Annotated in this window: 22 protein-coding genes; 6 read left to right on the plus strand and 16 right to left on the minus strand. The window is 73.1% G+C overall.

What is annotated here, in order from left to right:
• Positions 1 to 142: 142 nt before the first annotated feature.
• The 3 genes from CLV28_RS09445 to CLV28_RS09455 all read right to left on the minus strand — a co-directional run bounded on the left by CLV28_RS09445 (position 143) and on the right by CLV28_RS09455 (position 2,920).
• The gene (locus tag CLV28_RS09445) at positions 143 to 1,363 is read right to left on the minus strand and encodes an SPFH domain-containing protein (protein WP_100423003.1); all 1,221 of its coding nucleotides are present in this window, start codon (positions 1,361 to 1,363) and stop codon (positions 143 to 145) included.
• Positions 1,364 to 1,478: 115 nt separating this feature from the next.
• Positions 1,479 to 1,973: an NfeD family protein gene (locus CLV28_RS09450; protein ID WP_100423004.1), complete on the minus strand. Its 495-nt coding sequence runs from the start codon at positions 1,971 to 1,973 to the stop codon at positions 1,479 to 1,481.
• A gap of 161 nt (positions 1,974 to 2,134) precedes the next feature.
• Positions 2,135 to 2,920 (minus strand): ABC transporter ATP-binding protein, encoded by a 786-nt coding sequence (locus CLV28_RS09455; RefSeq protein WP_100423005.1) that lies wholly within the window; start codon positions 2,918 to 2,920, stop codon positions 2,135 to 2,137.
• A gap of 26 nt (positions 2,921 to 2,946) precedes the next feature.
• Between CLV28_RS09455 and CLV28_RS09460 the strand changes: the two genes are divergently transcribed.
• Entirely contained in the window at positions 2,947 to 3,741 is a 795-nt protein-coding gene (locus CLV28_RS09460) for a hypothetical protein (RefSeq protein ID WP_100423006.1), read from the plus strand.
• A gap of 6 nt (positions 3,742 to 3,747) precedes the next feature.
• Here the strand turns inward: CLV28_RS09460 and glgA are convergent, their stop codons facing one another.
• Entirely contained in the window at positions 3,748 to 4,956 is a 1,209-nt protein-coding gene (glgA, locus tag CLV28_RS09465; protein ID WP_100423007.1) for a glycogen synthase, read from the minus strand.
• A gap of 72 nt (positions 4,957 to 5,028) precedes the next feature.
• Here glgA and CLV28_RS09470 point away from each other — a divergent pair, with 72 nt between their 5' ends.
• Positions 5,029 to 6,267 carry a glucose-1-phosphate adenylyltransferase gene (locus CLV28_RS09470; protein WP_100423008.1) on the plus strand — a complete coding sequence of 413 codons (1,239 nt, stop codon included), beginning with the start codon at positions 5,029 to 5,031 and terminating at the stop codon, positions 6,265 to 6,267.
• Positions 6,260 to 6,931, plus strand: coding sequence for a phosphoserine phosphatase SerB (gene serB, locus CLV28_RS09475; protein WP_275405090.1), 672 nt, complete (start codon positions 6,260 to 6,262; stop codon positions 6,929 to 6,931). The genes CLV28_RS09470 and serB overlap by 8 nt, the downstream gene beginning before the upstream one ends.
• A gap of 22 nt (positions 6,932 to 6,953) precedes the next feature.
• Here serB and CLV28_RS09480 read toward each other — a convergent pair whose 3' ends face one another.
• From CLV28_RS09480 to fabG, 3 genes are all read right to left on the minus strand, one after another.
• Entirely contained in the window at positions 6,954 to 7,487 is a 534-nt protein-coding gene (locus CLV28_RS09480) for a SixA phosphatase family protein (protein WP_100423010.1), read from the minus strand.
• Positions 7,488 to 7,491: 4 nt separating this feature from the next.
• The gene (gene fabI, locus CLV28_RS09485; protein WP_100423011.1) at positions 7,492 to 8,259 is read right to left on the minus strand and encodes an enoyl-ACP reductase FabI; all 768 of its coding nucleotides are present in this window, start codon (positions 8,257 to 8,259) and stop codon (positions 7,492 to 7,494) included.
• A gap of 82 nt (positions 8,260 to 8,341) precedes the next feature.
• On the minus strand, positions 8,342 to 9,070 hold the full coding sequence (fabG, locus tag CLV28_RS09490) for a 3-oxoacyl-ACP reductase FabG (protein ID WP_100423012.1): 729 nt from the start codon (positions 9,068 to 9,070) through the stop codon (positions 8,342 to 8,344).
• Between the two features lie 141 nt (positions 9,071 to 9,211).
• Between fabG and CLV28_RS09495 the strand changes: the two genes are divergently transcribed.
• From CLV28_RS09495 to CLV28_RS09505, 3 genes are read left to right on the plus strand one after another with little or no spacing between them, the layout of a single operon-like run.
• Positions 9,212 to 9,691, plus strand: a complete 480-nt coding sequence (locus CLV28_RS09495; protein WP_203968258.1) for a DUF3099 domain-containing protein — start codon at positions 9,212 to 9,214, stop codon at positions 9,689 to 9,691.
• Positions 9,688 to 9,921, plus strand: a complete 234-nt coding sequence (locus CLV28_RS09500) for a hypothetical protein (protein ID WP_100423013.1) — start codon at positions 9,688 to 9,690, stop codon at positions 9,919 to 9,921. Before CLV28_RS09495 ends, CLV28_RS09500 begins: the two co-directional genes overlap by 4 nt.
• A complete protein-coding gene (locus CLV28_RS09505; protein ID WP_100423014.1) occupies positions 9,918 to 10,862 on the plus strand; it encodes an SURF1 family cytochrome oxidase biogenesis protein in 945 nt (314 codons plus the stop codon). The genes CLV28_RS09500 and CLV28_RS09505 overlap by 4 nt, the downstream gene beginning before the upstream one ends.
• 39 nt (positions 10,863 to 10,901) lie before the next feature.
• Here the strand turns inward: CLV28_RS09505 and CLV28_RS09510 are convergent, their stop codons facing one another.
• The 9 genes from CLV28_RS09510 to CLV28_RS09550 form a co-directional block, all read right to left on the minus strand.
• Positions 10,902 to 12,500, minus strand: coding sequence for an ABC-F family ATP-binding cassette domain-containing protein (locus tag CLV28_RS09510; protein ID WP_100423015.1), 1,599 nt, complete (start codon positions 12,498 to 12,500; stop codon positions 10,902 to 10,904).
• Positions 12,501 to 12,633: 133 nt separating this feature from the next.
• Positions 12,634 to 12,984, minus strand: a complete 351-nt coding sequence (locus CLV28_RS09515) for a metal-sulfur cluster assembly factor (protein WP_100423016.1) — start codon at positions 12,982 to 12,984, stop codon at positions 12,634 to 12,636.
• Positions 12,981 to 13,487, minus strand: coding sequence for a Fe-S cluster assembly sulfur transfer protein SufU (gene sufU, locus CLV28_RS09520; protein ID WP_100423017.1), 507 nt, complete (start codon positions 13,485 to 13,487; stop codon positions 12,981 to 12,983). Before sufU ends, CLV28_RS09515 begins: the two co-directional genes overlap by 4 nt.
• A 111-nt stretch (positions 13,488 to 13,598) precedes the next feature.
• Positions 13,599 to 14,891 carry a SufS family cysteine desulfurase gene (locus CLV28_RS09525; RefSeq protein WP_100423018.1) on the minus strand — a complete coding sequence of 431 codons (1,293 nt, stop codon included), beginning with the start codon at positions 14,889 to 14,891 and terminating at the stop codon, positions 13,599 to 13,601.
• A 106-nt stretch (positions 14,892 to 14,997) separates the two neighbouring features.
• Positions 14,998 to 15,762 (minus strand): Fe-S cluster assembly ATPase SufC, encoded by a 765-nt coding sequence (sufC, locus tag CLV28_RS09530; RefSeq protein ID WP_100423019.1) that lies wholly within the window; start codon positions 15,760 to 15,762, stop codon positions 14,998 to 15,000.
• A gap of 27 nt (positions 15,763 to 15,789) precedes the next feature.
• Positions 15,790 to 16,137 carry a non-heme iron oxygenase ferredoxin subunit gene (locus CLV28_RS09535; protein ID WP_100423020.1) on the minus strand — a complete coding sequence of 116 codons (348 nt, stop codon included), beginning with the start codon at positions 16,135 to 16,137 and terminating at the stop codon, positions 15,790 to 15,792.
• A complete protein-coding gene (sufD, locus tag CLV28_RS09540) occupies positions 16,134 to 17,405 on the minus strand; it encodes a Fe-S cluster assembly protein SufD (RefSeq protein WP_100423021.1) in 1,272 nt (423 codons plus the stop codon). The genes CLV28_RS09535 and sufD overlap by 4 nt, the downstream gene beginning before the upstream one ends.
• On the minus strand, positions 17,405 to 18,844 hold the full coding sequence (sufB, locus tag CLV28_RS09545; RefSeq protein WP_100423022.1) for a Fe-S cluster assembly protein SufB: 1,440 nt from the start codon (positions 18,842 to 18,844) through the stop codon (positions 17,405 to 17,407). Before sufB ends, sufD begins: the two co-directional genes overlap by 1 nt.
• Positions 18,841 to 19,734, minus strand: coding sequence for a helix-turn-helix transcriptional regulator (locus CLV28_RS09550; protein ID WP_239073340.1), 894 nt, complete (start codon positions 19,732 to 19,734; stop codon positions 18,841 to 18,843). Before CLV28_RS09550 ends, sufB begins: the two co-directional genes overlap by 4 nt.
• Between the last annotated feature and the right edge of the window lie 67 nt (positions 19,735 to 19,801).

Consider the following 19,801-nt stretch of genomic DNA (forward strand, 5'->3'; position numbering starts at 1 on the left):
GCCGTCCGCTGCGGGACGTCGCCCCGGGCACGCGTCGAAGCCTCGGCAGCGTATCCCGGCACACGCGTGCGCCGCCCGCGATTTCGCGGACGGCGCACGGCGTGGCACGTGGTCCCGCGCGCTCGCGCGGGGCCGGGTCGGGTCAGCCCTGCGGCTGCTCCGGGTCGCCGTCGAGCGGGCGCGGCGCGGGGGCCGGCTGCTCGGGCTTGGGCGCCGGGGCCGGGCGGGCGCCGCCCGGGTGCTGCCCCTGCTCGGCGGCCGGGTCGAACGGGCGGCCCGAGTAGGTGCCGGCGCTCGTCGCGTCCGCGGTCGCGGCCTGCGCCTGGCGGCGGGCCTCGGCGAGCGCCTCGGCCGGGTCGACGAGCGACGACTCGAGCTTGGAGCGGCGGCGCTGCGCGGCGTCCCCGCCGTCGTGCTCCCCGCCCTGGTCCCCGCCGTGGTCGCCGCCCGAGCCGCCACCCGTCGGGCTCGGGGCGCCGCCGCCGAAGCCCTTGGTGATCGAGTCGAGCGCGGCCGTGAACTCGGTCGGCACGATCCACATCTTGCTCGACGAGCCGTTGGCGATCTGCGGCAGCATCTGCAGGTACTGGTACGCGAGCAGCTTCGGGTCCGGGTCGCCCTCGTGGATCGCGTCGAAGACCTGGAGGATCGCGCGTGCCTCACCCTCGGCGGTCAGGATCGCGGACTGCGCCTGACCCTCGGCCGTGAGGATCGCGGACTGCTTCTCGCCCTCGGCGCGCAGGATCTGCGACTGCTTGACGCCCTCGGCCGTGAGGATCGCGGCACGGCGGTCGCGCTCGGCGCGCATCTGCTGCTCCATCGCGCCCTGCACGCTCGCGGGCGGGTCGATCGACTTGAGCTCGACACGGTTGACGCGGATCCCCCAGCGGCCCGTGGCCTCGTCGAGGACGCCGCGGAGCTGGCCGTTGATCTGGTCGCGGCTCGTGAGCGTCTGCTCGAGGTCCATCGAGCCGATGACGTTGCGCAGGGTCGTCACGGTGAGCTGCTCGATCGCCGTGATGTAGTTCGCGATCTCGTACACCGCCGACTTCGGGTCCGTGACCTGGAAGTAGATGACCGTGTCGATGCTCACGACGAGGTTGTCCGAGGTGATCACGGGCTGCGGCGGGAACGACACGACCTGCTCGCGCAGGTCGACGGTCGCGCGCTGGCGGTCGATGAACGGCACGAGCAGGTGCAGGCCGGCGTCGAGCGTGCGCGAGTAGCGTCCGAGCCGCTCGACGATCACGGCCGTCGCCTGCGACACGACCTGCACGGCCTTGGCGAGGGCGACGAGGACGAAGATCACGACGATCGCCAGCACCACGTACAGCACGATGGTCCCGGCTCCTGGGTCGTTCATGGGGTTCCTTCCACGTGGACGTCTCGGACGCCGCGGCTGCGGCGCCGTCGTGCGCGGCGGTGCCGGGGCGTCCGTGGACGCTCCGCGCACGCCGGATGCGTGGGGTGCGGCCGCCTCAGGAGGCGGCGCTCGTGCTGCCCAGCGCGGGCCCGGCGTGACCGGGGTCGGTGCGCTTGGGCGCGGGGGCATCGGCGACGACCGCGGTGGCGCCGTCGATGCGCAGGACGCGCACCTCGCGGCCGACCTCGAGCGCGGGGGCGTCGTCCTCGGTGCGTGCCGACCAGACCTCGCCCGCGAGCTTGACCCGACCCTCGTGCTCGGTCACGGTCTCCACGACGAGGGCCTCACGGCCGAGGTGCGCGGCGACGTTGGTCTCCGCGAGCGGCACGCGGGCGCGCAGGTGACGCAGCAGCCAGGGGCGCAGCGTGAACAGCAGCAGGGCCGCGACCACGATCGCGACGACGAACTGGAGCCAGACGGGGCCGCCGAGCCCGGCGGTCGCGGCACCCGCGAGGGCGCCTCCCGCGAACATGATGAGCACCAGGTCGAGCGAGATGATCTCGAGCAGCCCGAGCAGCGCTCCCGCGCCGATCCACCAGAGCCATGCCATCGCGCACTCCCCTCCCCCGTGCCCGCCGGCGTCGGCAGGCTGTGCCGCACCCCGGGAGGTCCCGCGATGCCACCGGGTACACCTCTACCCGGGTCTTGACGATCACATTACCGAACTGCGGCCCGGATTCATAGCCCGACCCGTCCAGGCGGGCCGGGGCGTCAGCGTGCGGCGCGCGCGCTCCACCGGCCGTCGACCAGGGTCGCCTCGAGCGGGGTGCCGAACGCGTCCGACAGGTTCTGCGAGGTCATGACCTCGGCGATCGGCCCGGCGCGGTGCACCGCGCCGTCGCGCAGGAGCATCAGGTGCGTGAACCCCGGCGGGATCTCCTCGGGGTGGTGCGTCACGAGCACGAGCACGGGCGAGGCCTCGTCGGCCGCGAGCTCGGCGAGCGCCGCGACCAGCTCCTCGCGGCCCCCCAGGTCGAGACCCGCGGCCGGCTCGTCGAGCAGCAGCAGCTCGGGGTCCGTCATGAGGGCGCGCGCGATCTGGACGCGCTTGCGCTCGCCCTCGGAGAGCGTGCCGAACGTGCGGTCCGCGAGCGCGTCGACCCCGAACGCCGCGAGCAGGTCGGCCGCACGCTCGTCGTCGAAGTCCTCGTACGCCTCGCGCCAGCGGCCGGTGACGCCGTAGGCCGCCGTGACCACGACGTCGCGCACGCGCTCGTCGTCGGGGATGTTCCCCGCGAGCGCCGCGCTCGCCAGGCCGATGCGGGGCCGCAGCTCGAACACGTCGACCGCGCCGAGCCGCTCGCCGAGGATCTCGGCGCTGCCGCTCGTGGGGTGCATGCGCGCCGAGGCGATCTGCAGGAGCGTGGTCTTGCCCGCCCCGTTGGGGCCGAGCACGACCCAGCGCTCGCCCTCGGCGACCTGCCAGTCGACGGCGTCGAGGATGGTGGAGTTGTCGCGCCGGACCGAGACGCCCTGCAGGTCGAGAACCGAGCTCATGCGCCCGACCCTATAGGTTGGACGACGTGGATTCCCATTCCGTCCGTCCGGCGCGCAGCGTGGTGCTCGCCACCTGGATCGCCGAGGTCGCCCGCGGCGCGGCGGCCTTGACGGACGCCGTGCGCGCGGTCACGGGCGACGACGAGCCGCACCGCGTCGTCGGCGGCACTCCGCCCGGCGTGGGCGAGCCGGAGTCCGACGCGCTGGCGGTCCTCGTGGCCGCGCTGACCGAGGGTGACGTGCGCACGTGCGCGCTGCTGCCGGTCCCCGGCGACGCGAGCGGCGTGCCCGCCGCGGTCAACCCGTCCGCGACCGAGGCCGGCGAGTGCGTGCTCGTCGCGGTCGACGACGCGGCGTGGGCCCTGGTTCCCGAGGTCACGTGGTTCGGCTCGCACCTCGAGCCCGGCGTCGAGGTCACCTGGGCGTGCCGGGAGGTCGACCCGTGGCACGCCCGCGCGTTCGGTGCGGTCGGCTCGCTCGCGGACGCCGAGCGGGGGCTGCGCACCGCGCTCGTGACCGCGACCGAGGCGCTGACCCACCTCGACGTCGCGCGCTGGCGCGAGGACGCGGCCGAGCAGATCGCCGCGCTGCGCGGGGGCGAGCTCGGGTGGCCCCTGCCGCCACGGCTCGACCAGCGGCGCGTGCGCGCGCTGTCGCTCGCGACCCGGCTGCGAGCGATCGTCGACCTCGCGACCGCGGACGACGGTGGCGCGGTCAACCTGTGGCAGGCCGACCAGCGCACCGCGGCGCTCGCCCAGGTCGACCGCGCGGCCCGGCACGCGACGTCCGCGGCGACGCTCACCCAGCCCGGGCTCGACTGACCCGCCTCAGCGGGCCGCGAGCACCTGCTCGTAGACCTCGACGGTCCGGTCGGCGATCGCCTCCCACGCGAAGTGGTCCTCGACGCGGCGGCGCGCGGCCGCACCCATCTCGCGCGCGCGGTCGGGGTCGCCGACCGCGGCGGTCAGGGCGGCCAGGAGGTCGGCCACGAACCGGTCGGGGTCGGTCGGGGTGCCCGTGCCGTCGTCGACCTGGTCGATCGGGACGAGCGTGCCCGTGACCCCGTCGTCGACGACCTCCGGGATGCCGCCCGTCGCCGAGCCGACGACGGGCAGGCCGACCGCCATGGCCTCGAGGTTGACGATCCCGAGCGGCTCGTACACCGAGGGGCACACGAACACGGTGCACGCGGCGAGGACCGCCACGAGGTCCGGCCGCGAGAGCATCCGCTCGATCCACACCACGCCCGAGCGCTCGCGCGCGAGGCCGGCGACGGCGTCCGACACCTCGCGCGCGATCTCGGGCGTGTCCGGGGCGCCCGCGCACAGCACGAGCTGGACGTCGGCCGGCAGGTCGCGCGCCGCGCGCAGGAGGTACGGAAGGCCCTTCTGCCGGGTGATGCGCCCGACGAAGACCACGGCGGGGCGGTCCGGGTCGATCCCGAGCGCCCGGACCGTCGCGTCGGCGGCGACGGCGGCCTCGCCCGTGGGCCGGGCCCACCCGGCCAGGTCGATGCCGTTGTGCACCACGTGCACGCGGTCGGGGTCGACCGCGGGGTAGCTGCGCAGGATGTCCTCGCGCATGCCGCCCGAGACCGCGACGATCCCGTCGGCCGCCTCGTACGCGGTGCGCTCGGCCCACGACGACAGCCGGTACCCGCCGCCGAGCTGCTCGGCCTTCCACGGGCGCAGGGGCTCGAGCGAGTGCGCCGAGAGCACGTGCGGGATCCCGTGCAGCATGCCCGCGAGGTGGCCCGCGAGGTTCGCGTACCAGGTGTGCGAGTGCACGAGGTCGGCCCCCGCGACGTCGGCGGCCATCTGCAGGTCGACGCCGAACGTCGCGAGCGTCGCGTCGCCCCCGGCGAGCGTGGGCGGCGGCGCGTACCCCGTCACGCCGGGCTCGTCGCGCGGCCCGTCGAAGCAGCGCACGCGCACGTCGAGACGACGGCGCAGGACGGCGGACAACTCGGCCACGTGGACGCCCGCGCCCCCGTAGACGTGGGGCGGGTACTCGCGGCTCAGGAGGTCGATTCTCACGGCCCCACGCTAGCGTGCCCGGATCGCGGCGCCCAGGTGCGACGAGGTCCGCGCACGGCATAGGGTCGGCCCATGGCTGCTCCTCGGGTACTCGCGATCGTCCTCGCCGGTGGCGAGGGCAAGCGGCTCATGCCGCTCACCACGGCACGGGCGAAGCCGGCGGTCCCGTTCGGCGGGCTGTACCGACTGGTCGACTTCGCGCTGTCGAACCTCGTCAACTCGCGCTACCTGCAGATCGTCGTGCTGACGCAGTACAAGTCGCACAGCCTCGACCGGCACATCGCACGCACCTGGCGCATGTCGCCGTTGCTCGGCAACTACGTGGCCCCGGTCCCCGCGCAGCAGCGCGTGGGCAAGCACTGGTACCTCGGCAGCGCCGACGCGATCTACCAGTGCCTCAACATCATCGACGACGAGAAGCCCGACATCGTCGTCGTCGTGGGCGCCGACAACATCTACCGCATGGACTTCTCGCAGATGGTCGACGCGCACGTCGCCTCGGGCGCGGAGATCACCGTCGCGGGCATCCGCCAGCCCATCGACCAGGCCGACCAGTTCGGCGTCATCGACACCGACCCCGAGGACCCGACCCGCATCCGGGACTTCCTCGAGAAGCCGACCGAGGCCACGGGGCTGCCGGACTCCCCCGGCGAGATCCTCGCCTCGATGGGCAACTACGTCGTGAACGCCGACGCCCTCGTCGAGGCCGTCACGCGCGACGCCGCCGACGGCTCGTCGCGCCACGACATGGGCGGCGACATCGTGCCGTACTTCGTCGAGCGCGGGACCGCGGGCGTCTACGACTTCATCCGCAACGACGTGCCCGGCTCGACCGACCGGGACCGCGACTACTGGCGCGACGTGGGGACCCTCGACGCGTACTACGAGGCCAACAAGGACCTCATCGCGGTCGAGCCCGTGTTCAACCTCTACAACACGCAGTGGCCGCTGTTCACCGGCTACACGGGCCTGCCGCCCGCGAAGTTCGTGCACGCGGGCGCGGGCCGCGTCGGCCACGCGGCCGACTCGATCGTCTCGCCGGGCGTGATCATCTCGGGCGCGAGCGTGGTCGGATCGGTGCTGTCCCCCGGGGTGTACGTACACTCCTGGGCGTCGGTCGCCGACAGCGTCCTCATGGACGACGTCCAGGTGCACCGGTACGCCCAGGTGCATCGCGCGATCCTCGACAAGAACGTCGTCGTCAGCGAGCGCGCGCGCATCGGGCTCGACCCCGAGCACGACCTCGCACGCGGCTTCACGGTGACCGAGTCCGGCATCACCGTCGTCCCGAAGGGAACCATCGTTGACTGAGCACCACCCCGGCCCGCGCCGCCTCGTCGTCATGGACGTCGACTCGACGCTGATCTCCCAGGAGGTCATCGAGCTGCTCGCCGAGCACGCCGGCACGCGCGAGCTCGTGGCCGAGGTCACCGAGCGCGCGATGCGCGGCGAGCTCGACTTCGCGGCGTCGCTGCGCGAACGCGTCGCGACCCTCGCGGGCGTGCGCGTCGACGCGCTCGACGCGGTGCGCGCGGCCGCGACCTACACCCCGGGCGCCCCCGAGCTCGTCGCCGAGCTGCACCGGCGCGGCTGGGTCGTCGCCCTCGTCTCGGGCGGGTTCGCGGAGGTCGTGGGCGCTCTGGCCGAGCCGCTCGGGATCACCCGCTTCCTCGCCAACCACCTCGAGGTGGCGGACGGCGCGCTCACGGGTCGCACGACCGGCGCGGTCGTGGACCGGGCGGCCAAGGCCGTGGCGCTGCGCGAGTTCGCGGCCGCCGAGGGCATCGCCCTCGAGCACACCGTCGCGATCGGCGACGGCGCGAACGACCTCGACATGATCGCCGCGGCCGGGATCGGGATCGCGTTCGCCGCCAAGCCCGTGGTGCGCGCGCAGGCACCCTACGCGGTCGACGGACCGCGCCTCGACGCGGTGCTCGACGTCATCGACCGCGTCGCGGTGCCCGCGGGCGCCTGACGCCGGGCAGCGGGCCCGTCGATCAGCGGGCGGGCCGCCGCACGTCCACGAGGGTCGCGGCACGCGGCCCCCACTCGGCCCACGGCAGGTCGGCCTCGAGCACCGAGTAGGCCGCGGTCGGCACGCCCACGCGCACCTGCGCGAGCGCCGAGGCGTCCGAGCCGGGGCCCGCGAGGTGCTCGGCGGTCGCCGCCATGGTCGGCTCGTGGCCCACGACGAGCAGGGTGCGCACGCGCGCGTCGACCCCCTTGAGGATCGTCACGAGCTCGCGCACGCCCGCGGAGTAGAGCGCGTCGAGGGTCTCGACCTCGGGCTCGACGTCGCCGAGCTGCGCCGCGAGGAGGTCCCACGTCTGGCGCGTGCGCACGGCCGAGGACCGCAGCGCGAGGTCCGGGACGAGCGCCTCCTGCACGAGCGCCGCCCCCACGGCGCCGGCGTGCCGACGTCCGTTGAGCGCGAGCGGTCGCAGCACGTCGTCGACGCCTCCCGCAGGCTCCGCCTTGGCGTGCCGCAGGAGCACCAGGCGGTGCGTGGCGCTCGTCCCGGTCGAGGTCATGTCCTCAGAGTCCCATCGCGTGCACGCCGCCGTCGACGTGGACGATCTCGCCCGTCGTGGCGGGGAACCAGTCGGAGAGCAGCGCGACGACGGCACGGGCCGCGGGCTCGGCGGTCGTCTGGTCCCAGCCGAGCGGCGCACGCTCGGGCCAGCCGGCCTCCATCGACTCGAAGCCGGGGATCGACTTCGCGGCGGTCGTGCGGATCGGGCCGGCCGAGACGAGGTTCGCCCGGATGCCCGAAGGGCCGAGGTCGCGCGCGAGGTAGCGGTTCGCGGACTCAAGGCCCGCCTTCGCGACGCCCATCCAGTCGTACACGGGCCACGCGAACTGCGCGTCGAACGTGAGGCCCACGAGCGCGCCGCCCGAGGTCATGAGCGGCTGCGCGGCCGTCGCGAGCGACTTGTACGAGAAGGTCGACACCTGCAGCGCGGTCGCGACGTCCTCCCACTGCGCGCTCAGGAAGTTGCCACCCATGACGCTCTGCGGGGCGAAGCCGATCGAGTGCACCACGCCGTCGAGCGTGTCGACGTGCTCGCGCACGCGGTCCGCCAGGCCGGCGAGGTCGTCGGCGTCGGTGACGTCGAGCTGCACGACGGGAGCGTGCTGCGGCAGACGCTTGGCGAACGCCTGCGTGAGCTTCATCTGACGTCCGAACGACGACAGCACGACCTCGGCGCCCTCCTCCTGCGCGAGGCGCGCGGCGTGGAACGCGATCGAGGCGTCCGTGAGCACCCCCGTGACGAGGAGCTTCTTGCCTTCGAGCAGACCCATGGTGACCTTTCGTTCGTGGTGCTGGTGGGAGCGTACTGGCCCGCGGCGCACCGAGCCACGGACCGACGAGTGGTGGGACGGGTCAGTGACCCATGCCGAGGCCGCCGTCGACCGGGATCACGGCGCCCGTGACGTACCCGGCGTCGTCCGACGCGAGGAACTGCACGACGCCCGCGACCTCGTCCGCCTGCGCGAACCGGCCCGCGGGGATCGTGGCCTCGTACTGGGTCTGACGCTCGGCCGGCAGCTCGGCCGTCATGGCGGTCTCGATGAAGCCCGGGGCGACCACGTTCGCGGTGATGCCGCGACCGCCGAGCTCGCGCGTGATCGAGCGGGCCATGCCCACGAGCGCGGCCTTGGACGACGCGTAGTTGACCTGGCCCGGGCCGCCGTACAGCCCGACGACCGAGGAGACCAGCACGATGCGGCCGCGGCGCATGCGGATCATGCCCTTGGACACGCGGCGCACGCAGCGGAACGTCCCGGTGAGGTTGACGTCGACGACCGACTCGAACTCCTCGTCGGTCATGCGCATGAGCAGCTGGTCCTTGGTGATCCCCGCGTTCGCGACGAGCACCTCGACCGGGCCGAGCTCGGCCTCGATCTGCGTGAACGCGGCGTCGACCGCGGCCGAGTCGGTCATGTCCGCGACCGCGCCGAACACGCCGTCGGGCAGGTCGCCGCTGCGGTAGACCGTCGCGACGCGGTCGCCGTTGGCGACGAAGCGCTCGGCGATCGCACGGCCGATGCCGCGGTTGGCCCCCGTGACGACGACGGTGCGCGGGGCGGGGGCGGCGGTGGGGCTCGTCACAGGATTCTCCTCGAGGATGTGGCGGGACGGTCCGACGCTACCCCGCGGGCGCACCGCCGGGGCGCGGGCACGGGTCCAACGACCTCGGCCCTGCTTGTCGGATTCCCACAAAGGCCCGGCGCAGGGGCTTAGACTCACCGGGTGAAGAGCACGCGCACGGACGACCCCGTGCAGAGCATCACCGACGCCCCCGACTCGCTCGAGGAGGACCAGGCGCGCAGGTTCCGCCGCTACGCCTTCCAGATGTCGGTGCGCACGGCCTGCTTCCTCGGGTTCGTGCTGATCGACCACTGGACGCGCTGGATCCTCGCGCTCGGCGCCGTCCTGCTGCCGTACGTCGCGGTGCTCCTGGTCAACGCCGGGCGCGACGTGACGTCGCGGTCGGTGACCCCGGTCGACCACGCCCGGCTCGGCACCGCGCCCGAGCCGCCCCGCGCGTCCACCGGCCGCACGCCCCGGCAGGAAGCGATGGACGACGGGACCGTCGAGCACGAGACCGTCGAGCACCGCACGGTGGACCACGAGACGGTGGACCACGAGACCGTGGACCACGAGACGGTCGACCACGAGCACGCACAGGACGCGACGCGTCCCGAGAACCCCCGCGAGGAGACCCCGTGAGCACCCCCGACGTCGTGACCGGCGAGCTCGTGTGCAGCGCCAAGGGCTGCCGCGCCGAGGCCGCGTGGGGCCTGCTGTGGAACAACCCGAAGCTGCACACCCCCGCACGCCGCAAGGTGTGGCTCGCGTGCGACGACCACCGCGAGCACCTCGAGACGTTCCTCGGTGCGCGCGACTTCTGGCGCTCGACCGTGCCCGTCGCCGAGCTCGAGCGCACGGACGGGGCATGAGCACGACGTCCGACGAGTCCGCACGCGCGCTGCAGGCCCAGGAGGAACGCGCCCGTGCACGCCAGCGTGCACCCCGCACGCGCCGCGACTGGATCGTGCTCGCGGTCGGCGTCGTCGTGCTCGCCGCGCTGTGCCTGGTCGCGGCCCGCTGGCAGTGGCACCGGTACGAGAGCCGCGAGGCGCAGATCGCGATCGTCGACGCGAACTACGACGCCGCGCCGGTCCCGGCCGACGAGCTCGTGCCCACGCCGGGCGTGGCGTTCGACCGGGGCGACGAGTGGCGGCGGGTCACCATGACGGGCCGCTACGTGGTCGACGACCAGGTGCTGCTGCGCAACCGCCCGGTCGACGGCAACCCGGGGTTCCACGTCCTGCTGCCCTTCGAGATCACCGAGGGCGACCTCGCCGGGACGGTCGTCGTGGTCGACCGCGGGTACGTCACGTGGGGCGAGACGCCCAACGAGCCGGGACCCGTCGCACCCGCGCCCACGGGCACCGTGACCGTGACCGCCCACCTGCGCCCCGACGAGCCGGAGTCCTCGCGCGACGCGCCCCCCGGGCAGGTCCAGGCGATCTCGACCGCGCAGGTGCTCGACGCCGCCCCGGGCGGCGGCGACTGGGCCGACGGCCGCACCACGAGCGTCTACGCGTCGTTCGACGCGGAGGACCCGGCGCCCGCGCAGGCGCTCCTGCCGCTCGCCGTGCCCGACACCGACCCCGGCTCGCACCTGTCGTACACCGTGCAGTGGGTCATCTTCGCGCTCGGCGCGGTCGGCGGGTTCCTCGTGCTGATCCGCCGCGAGCGCGGGCCGGCCGTCGTCGCGGGCGACCTGTTCGAGGACGACGCCACCGGGGCCGAGCCGGGCACGCGCCGTCCGCGTCGACGCCGCGAGAGCGACGAGGACCACGAGGACGCGCTCATCGACGCCCAGGGCGGATAGCCCCTCGCACGGACGACCGTCCGGCCGGGCGGCGTCCGCTCAGGCGAGCGAGACGAGCTCGGCGTACGAGTCGTTCCAGAGGTCCTCGTCGCCGTCCGGCAGCAGCAGCACGCGCTCGGGGTTGAGCGCGGCGACCGCACCGTCGTCGTGCGTGACCATGACCACGGCGCCCTCGTAGGTCGACAGCGCGCCGAGGATCTCGGCCCGCGAGGCAGGGTCGAGGTTGTTCGTCGGCTCGTCGAGCAGCAGCACGTTCGCGGACGAGACCACGAGGGTCGCGAGCGCGAGGCGCGTCTTCTCGCCGCCCGAGAGCACCCGGGTCGGCTTGTCGGCGTCGTCGCCCGAGAACAGGAACGACCCGAGCACGCCGCGCACCTCGGACTCGCCGAGGTCGGGCGCCGCGTGCTTGAGGTTCTCGACGACCGTGAGGTCCATGTCGAGCGTCTCGTGCTCCTGGGCGTAGTAGCCGAGCTTGAGGCCGTGGCCGGCGTGCACCTCGCCCGAGTCGGGGTCCTCGACGCCGCCGAGGATCCGCAGCAGGGTCGTCTTGCCCGCACCGTTGAACCCGAGGATCACGACGCGGGACCCGCGGTCGATCGCGAGGTCGACGCCCGTGAAGACCTCCTGCGACCCGTACGCCTTGGACAGCCCCGACGCGGTCAGCGGTGTGCGCCCGCACGGCGACGGCTTGGGGAACCGCAGGTGCGCGACCTTGTCGCTCACGCGCTCGCCCTCGAGGCCCGAGAGCATGCGCTCGGCGCGCTTGATCATGTTCTGCGCCGCGACGGCCTTGGTGGCCTTGGCGCGCATCTTCTCGGCCTGCGCGAGCAGGGTCGAGGCCTTCTTCTCGGCGTTCTGCCGCTCGCGACGACGACGACGCTCGTCGGCCTCGCGCTGCTCGAGGTACGCGTCCCAGCCCATGTTGTACTGGTCGATCTCGCCGCGGTTCGCGTCGAGGTGGAACACCTTGTTGACGATCGCGCGCAGCAGGTCGTTGTCGTGGCTGATGACGATCAGGCCGCCCGAGTAGTTCCGCAGGTACTCGCGCAGCCAGATGATCGAGTCGGCGTCGAGGTGGTTCGTCGGCTCGTCGAGCAGGAGGGTCTCGACGCCCGAGAACAGGATGCGCGCGAGCTCGATGCGGCGGCGCTGGCCGCCCGAGAGCGTGCCGAGGGTCTGCGCGAGCACACGGTCCTCGAGGCCGAGGTTCGACGTGATGGTCTCGGCCTCCGACTCGGCGGCGTACCCGCCGGCGGCGACGAACCGGGCCTCGAGCTTGGGGTACCGCTCCATGGCGGCCTCCTGCGTCTCGGGGTCGGCCGAGGCCATGGCGCCCTCGGTCTCGCGCATCTGCCGCACGATCTGGTCGAGGCCGCGGGCCGAGAGCACGCGGTCCATCGCGATGGTCTCGAGGTCGCCCGTGCGCGGGTCCTGCGGCAGGTAACCGATCTCGTTACCGCGCACGATCGTCCCGGCCGTGGGCTGGGTCTCGCCCGCGAGCGTCTTGGTGAGCGTCGTCTTGCCGGCGCCGTTGCGCCCGACGAGACCGATCCGGTCCCCCGGGGCGATGCGGAAGGTCGCACTCTCGAGCAGCACGCGTGCACCGATGCGCAGCTCGACGCCCTGGGCAGTGATCACGGAAGGGTTCCTCCAAGAAGGGTGGGGTGGACGGCCGGAGGCCGCCCACGAGTCTACGGTCCGCCCGTGGTCCGGGCGGGCACGACGACGGCTGCCCCTCTCGCGAGGGGCAGCCGTCGGGAGCGTGCGGGACTCAGACGTTGAAGCCGAGCGCGCGCAGCTGCTCCTTGCCGTCGTCGGTGATCTTCTCCGGGCCCCACGGCGGCATCCAGACCCAGTTGACGCGGAACCCGTCGACGAGCCCGTCGAGCGCCTGCGCCGACTGGTCCTCGATGACGTCGGTCAGCGGGCACGCCGCGGACGTCAGGGTCATGTCGATGACCGCGTGGTTGTTCTGGTCGACCTGCACGCCGTAGATGAGGCCGAGGTCGACGACGTTGATGCCGAGCTCGGGGTCGATGACGTCGCGCAGGGCCTCCTCGACGTCGGCCGCGGTCGGCGGGGTCGGGCCGGCGGCGGGCGCCGCGGGCGTGTCGGTGCTCATGAGTGCTCCTTGGTGGTCGGCACGCCCGTCAGGACGAGCGAGTCGCGCAGCGCGGCCCAGCCGAGCAGCGCGCACTTGATGCGGGCGGGGTACTGCGAGACCCCGGTGAAGACCGTCGCGTCGCCGAGCAGGTCCTCGGTGGACTCGTCGAGCCCCTTGCCGCGCGAGCCCATGAGCTCGCGGAACAGCTCGCCGAGCCGCTCGCCCTCGGCGACGGGCTGCCCGACCACGAGGTCGGTCAGGACCGAGATCGAGGCCTGCGAGATGCTGCAGCCCTGCCCGTCCCAGCTCAGGCCGGTGACGGTCGGGACCGCGGGGCCGCCGTCCGCGGGGACGACGTCCGCGACCTCGACCCGCAGCGTGACCTCGTCGCCGCAGGTCGGGTTGACCTGGTGCGACTCGCCGTGCGCGGTGCCGTCGGCCGGGTCGACGAGGCCCTTGCCGTGCGGGCGCTTGGCGTGGTCGAGGATGACCTGCTGGTACATCTGCTCGAGCGAGCTCATCGGTGGGTCGGCTCCTGTCGGTCTGCTGGTCGGCTGGTCTGTCGGACTGTCTGGCTGTCTGGCCGCTGGTCCGCCCGGCGGCTGGTGCCGGGCGACCGGTGCTGCTGGACGCTACAGGGAGAAGAACGCCCGGACACCCGCGAGGGATTCCCGGAACGCCTCGACGTCCTCGTGGGTCGTGTACACCGACGCGGACGCGCGCGCCGTGGCGGCGATCCCGAAGCGCCGGTGCAGGGGCTGCGCGCAGTGGTGGCCCACGCGGACGGCGACGCCCGCGTCGTCGAGCACCTGGCCCACGTCGTGCGCGTGCACGCCGTCGACCACGAACGACACGACCGCGAGGCGGTCCGTGGCCTCGCGCGGTCCGATGATCCGCACGCCCGGGATGTCGCCGATCGTGAGCAGCTCGGCCGCGATCTCGGCCTCGTGCGCCGCGACGCCCTCCATCCCCAGCTCGTCGAGGTACTGCGCGGCGGCGCCCAGGCCCACGACCTGCGCGACCATCTGCGTGCCCGCCTCGAACCGCTGCGGGGGCGGCATGTACGTCGACTCGGTCATCGTGACGACCTCGATCATCGACCCGCCGGTCGTCACGGGCGGGAGCGCCTCGAGGATCTCGCGACGCCCGTAGAGCGCGCCGACGCCCGTCGGCCCGAGCATCTTGTGGCCCGAGAACGCGGCGAGGTCCACGCCGAGCTCGTGCAGGTCGACGGGCAGGTGCGGCACGCTCTGGCACGCGTCGAGCACCGTGAGCGCCCCGACCTCGCGCGCCCGGGCGACGAGCGGCGCGACCGGGGTGATCGCGCCCGTGACGTTCGAGGCGTGCGTGAACGCGAGCACGCGCGTGCGCTCGGTCACGACGTCGGCGGCCTCCTCGACGCGGATCCGTCCGTCGTCGTCGACCCCGAGCCAGCGGATCACGGCGCCCGTGCGGGCCGCGAGCTCCTGCCACGGGACGATGTTCGCGTGGTGCTCCGCCTCGGTGATGACGATCTCGTCACCGGGAGCGAGCGCGAAGCGTCGGGCCGCCTCTCCCCCGCGCCCGAGCGTCGCGTTCGACAGCGCGTAGGTCACGAGGTTGATCGCGGCGGTCGCGCCCGACGTCCACACGATCTCGCCGACGTCGGCACCCACGAACCGGGCCACGCGCGCGCGGGCGTCCTCGAACGCCTCGGTCGCCTCCTCGGCGAGCTGGTGCGCGCCGCGGTGCACGGCCGCGTTGCGCCGCACGTAGAAGTCCTGCTCGGCGTCGAGCACCGGGTCGGGCTTCTGCGACGTCGCCCCCGAGTCGAGGTAGACGAGCGGCTTGCCGCCCCGGACGCTGCGGTCCAGGATCGGGAAGTCCGCGCGGACCGCGGCGAGCTCGGCGGCGCTCAGGCGCGGCCGGTCGGCGAGTGTCGTCATCTGGTCCTCCGGGGTGCTGGGCGGTGGGTCGGCCGGTCGTCGGCCGGTGGCGGACGGCGCGTGCCGCCCGGGTGCGGTGCCGGCCCTCGCGGGCCGGCACCGGAGGTCACGCGGTCGCGGCCGGCGTCAGGAACCGGTCGTAGCCCTCGTTCTCGAGGCGCTCGGCGAGCTCGGGGCCGCCCTCCTCGGCGATGCGACCGTCGACGAAGACGTGCACGAAGTCGGGCTTGATGTAGCGCAGGATGCGCGTGTAGTGCGTGATGAGCAGCACGCCCGCGTCGGTGTTCTCCTTGACGCGGTTGACGCCCTCGGACACGATGCGCAGCGCGTCGACGTCGAGACCCGAGTCGGTCTCGTCGAGGATCGCGAACTTCGGCTTGAGCAGCTCGAGCTGGAGGATCTCGTGACGCTTCTTCTCGCCGCCCGAGAAGCCCTCGTTGACCGAGCGCTCGGCGAACGCCGGGTCCATGCGCAGCTGCTCCATGGCGACCTTGACGTCCTTGACCCAGTGACGCAGCGCGGGGGCCTCGCCGTCGAGCGCGGTCTTGGCGGTGCGCAGGAAGTTCGAGACGCTCACGCCGGGAACCTCGACGGGGTACTGCATCGCGAGGAAGAGGCCGGCGCGGGCGCGCTCGTCGACGCTCATCGCGAGGACGTCCTCGCCGTCGAGCGTGACCGTGCCCTGGGTGATCTGGTACTTGGGGTGCCCGGCGAGCGAGTAGGCCAGCGTGGACTTGCCCGAGCCGTTGGGGCCCATGATGGCGTGCGTGTGGCCGCTGTCGAGCGTCAGGTCGACGCCACGGAGGATGGGCTTGGGGCCCTCCTTCGTCTCGACGCTGACGTGCAGGTCGCGGATCTCAAGAGTGGACATTCGGGTTTCTCCTGGAGTTTCGGGGTGTCAGTGGGTGCCCGCGGTGACGGTGACGTCGACGTCCACGAGGACGCGGTCGCCGTCGATCGTCACCGGGTACACCGGGACGGGACGCATCGCGGGCAGCTGCAGGGGGGCGCCGGTGCGCAGGTCGAACTGCGACCCGTGCAACCAGCACTCGACGAGGCAGCCTTCGACCTCGCCGTCGGACAACGACACGGCGCCGTGCGAGCACACGTCCGAGATCGCGTGCCAGCCGCCGTCGGCGTCGCGCGCGAGCGCGACCTCGACCGGACCGTTCGCGCCGTCGACCTCGACCTTCATGGCCTCCTCGGGTGCGAGGTCGCCGGTGCTGCACACGAGCTGCGCGGTCATGCTCCGGCGCCTTCGATCACGCTCATCGACTTGGCGAGCTCGTCCTCGATCGAGGCGAGCAGTCGCTCCTCGACCGACGCGACGCCGATCTCCTGGATGAGCTCGGCGAAGAACCCGCGCACCACGAGCCGACGCGCGTCGGCCTCGGGGATGCCACGGGCCTGCAGGTAGAAGAGCTGCTCGTCGTCGAAGCGGCCGGTCGCGGACGCGTGACCCGCACCCTCGATCTCACCGGTCTCGATCTCGAGGTTCGGCACCGAGTCGGCGCGCGCGCCGTCGGTCAGCACGAGGTTGCGGTTGAGCTCGTACGTGTCGGTGCCCTCGGCCTCGGCGCGGATCAGCACGTCGCCGACCCACACCACGTGCGCACCCTCGCCCTGCAGCGCGCCCTTGTACGTGACGCGCGACTTGTTGCGCGGCAGGTTGTGGTCGACGAAGAGCCGGTGCTCCTGGTGCTGGTCGGTGTCCGCGAAGTACAGGCCGACCATCTCGACCTCGCCGCCCTCGCCGCCGAACTCGGCGTCCGGGGTCACGCGCACGACGTCGCCGCCGAACGTGACCACGACGTGCTTGAGGCGCGCGTCCTTGCCGATGCGGGAGCGGTGCGAGCTCGTGTGCACCGCGCCGTCCTCCCAGTCCTGGACCGAGACCAGCGTGAGGTGCGCGCCCTCGTCGACGACGACCTCGACGGTCTCGGTGAGCGTCGCGTCGCCCACGTGGTCGAGCACGACGACGGCCGAGCTGTTCGCCTCGGCGTGCACCAGCAGGTGCGTGGCCGTGGGGTCGGACGTGGTGCCCTCGACGCGGATCGAGGTGACGTCCGAGGCGGTCACGCCCTCGGGGATCGTCACGACCGTCGCCTCGGCGACGGCGTTCCACGCGACGACCGCGGTGCGGTCGCCCGGCTTGCCGACGGTGCCCAGGCGGGCGTCGTCGCGCGGCACGATCTCGACCGTGACCTCGGGCGCGTCCACGACCGTCGTGATGACGCCGCGGCCGGAGATCGCCTCGTCGAACAGCGGGGCGATGCGCGAGACCGGGGAGAAGCGCCACTCCTCCTCGCGCCCCGTGGGCACGGGGATGTCGGCGAGGTCGAACGACGTGAGCCGCTCGGCGCGCGAGCCCTGCGGGGTGCCGCCCGTGCCGTGCGAGTGCGCGGCGTCCGCGCTCGCGCGCGAGTGGTCGGTCGTGAGCCCCGCGGGCTCCTCGGCGCCGAACGCCGCGGACTCCTCGGGCGTGGGCGTGTTCACAGTGCTAGTGGTCGTCATCAGCCGACGGAACCTTCCATCTGGAGCTCGATGAGGCGGTTGAGCTCGAGCGCGTACTCCATGGGCAGCTCGCGCGCGATGGGCTCGACGAACCCGCGCACGATCATGGCCATGGCCTCCGTCTCCGGCATGCCTCGGGACATCAGGTAGAACAGCTGGTCCTCGCTCACGCGCGAGACCGTGGCCTCGTGCCCCATCGAGACGTCGTCCTCGCGGACGTCGACGTACGGGTACGTGTCGGAGCGCGAGATCTGGTCGACCAGCAGCGCGTCGCACAGCACGGTCGAGGCCGAGTGCTCGGCGCCCTCGAGCACCTGCACGAGCCCGCGGTACGAGGTGCGCCCGCCGCCGCGCGCGACCGACTTGGACACGATCGAGGACGACGTGTGCGGGGCCGCGTGGACCATCTTGGCGCCCGCGTCCTGGTGCTGGCCCTCGCCCGCGAAGGCGATGGAGAGCGTCTCGCCCTTGGCGTGCTCGCCGAGCAGGTAGATCGCGGGGTACTTCATGGTGACCTTGGAGCCGATGTTGCCGTCGACCCACTCCATGGTCGCGCCCTCGGCGGCCGTGGCGCGCTTGGTCACGAGGTTGTACACGTTGTTCGACCAGTTCTGGATGGTCGTGTAGCGCACGCGGGCGTTCTTCTTGACGATGATCTCGACGACGGCCGAGTGCAGCGAGTCGCTCGAGTAGATCGGCGCGGTGCAGCCCTCGACGTAGTGCACGTACGAGCCCTCGTCGGCGATGATCAGGGTGCGCTCGAACTGCCCCATGTTCTCGGTGTTGATCCGGAAGTAGGCCTGGAGCGGGATCTCGACGTGGACGCCCGGGGGCACGTAGACGAACGAGCCGCCCGACCACACCGCGGTGTTGAGCGCCGCGAACTTGTTGTCGCCCGAGGGGATGACGGTGCCGAAGTACTCCTCGAACAGCTCGGGGTGCTCGCGCAGGCCCGTGTCGGTGTCGACGAAGATGACGCCCTGCTCCTCCAGGTCCTCGCGGATCTGGTGGTAGACGACCTCGGACTCGTACTGCGCGGCGACGCCCGCGACGAGGCGCTGCTTCTCGGCCTCGGGGATGCCCAGGCGGTCGTAGGTCGCCTTGATGTCCTCGGGGAGCTCGTCCCAGCTCGTCGCCTGCTTCTCGGTCGAGCGGACGAAGTACTTGATGTTGTCGAAGTCGATGCCCGACAGGTCGGAGCCCCAGTTCGGCATGGGCTTCTTGTCGAAGAGGCTCAGCGCCTTGAGCCGACGCTTGAGCATCCACTCGGGCTCGCTCTTGAGGTGGGAGATGTTCCGGACGACGTCCTCGGAGAGCCCGCGCTGGGCGCTCATGCCGGCGGCGTCGCTGTCGTGCCATCCGTACTCGTACGAGCCGATCGAGGCGATGATCTCCTCGTCCGACTGCGGGGTGACGTTGTCCTGCGTGGGAGCGCTCATGTCAGTCCTTCCGCGTTCCTGGGACGTGCTGGGGGGGTGGTCTCGTGCGTGGGTCCTGCGGGTGGTGCGGTCGTGCTCGGTGGGTCGTGGATCGGGACGCTCGTGGTGCACGCGTGCCCGCCGCCCGCGAGGGTCGCGAGCCGCTGGACGTGGGTGCCGAGCAGGCGGGAGAACACCTGCGCCTCGGCCTCGCACAGCTGCGGGAACTCCTGCGCGACGTGCTGCACGGGGCAGTGCCCCTGGCAGAGCTGGACCGTGTGGGTGCCGCCGACGGGGCGCACGCTCGCCGCGTACCCCTCGGCCACGAGCACGGCCGCGAGCTGGGCGGCGCGCCCCTCGACGTCGGGCGCGGTGATCGCGTGCGCGTGCCGGCGGGCGAACTCGTCGAGTCGCGCGTGCGCGAACGCCTCGACCGCGGCCTCCCCCGCCGAGTCGCGCAGGAACCGCAGCGCCTGCGCGGCGAGGTCCGGGTAGGCGCCCGCGAGCTCGGCCTGACCGGTCGAGGTCGCGACGAACCGGCGCGCGGGGCGCCCGCGGCTGCCCGTGGGCGCCGGCGCGACGTGCGGCGCGATGAGCCCGTCGGTCTCGAGGCCCGCGAGGTGACGGCGCACGCCCGCCGGGGTGAGCCCGAGCGTGCGCGCGAGCGCCGCGGCGCTGACCGGGCCGTCCGCGACGACGTGCGTCAGGACGCGCTCGCGCGTCGAGGTGTCGACGTCGTCCGCGGCGGGACGCAGCGCCGGGCTCGGCGGACGGGTCGCGGTCTGCGGTGAGATGGCCTGCTCCTTCCGGCGGGTGCGTCGTGCGGGCTCGACGCGGCCGTCGAGGACGTCGTCGATATTGACAACATCTTCGTTCCCTATTTCGGCCGTGGCAAGGAAGGTGCGCCTCACCTCAACCCTCGCGCACCGCGCCGAGCCGCCCCGCACACCCCCGGGCGCCCCGGGATGTGGCGCACGC

Origin of the sequence: Sediminihabitans luteus (assembly GCF_002797595.1) — a bacterium.
GTDB lineage: Bacteria > Actinomycetota > Actinomycetes > Actinomycetales > Cellulomonadaceae > Paraoerskovia > Paraoerskovia lutea.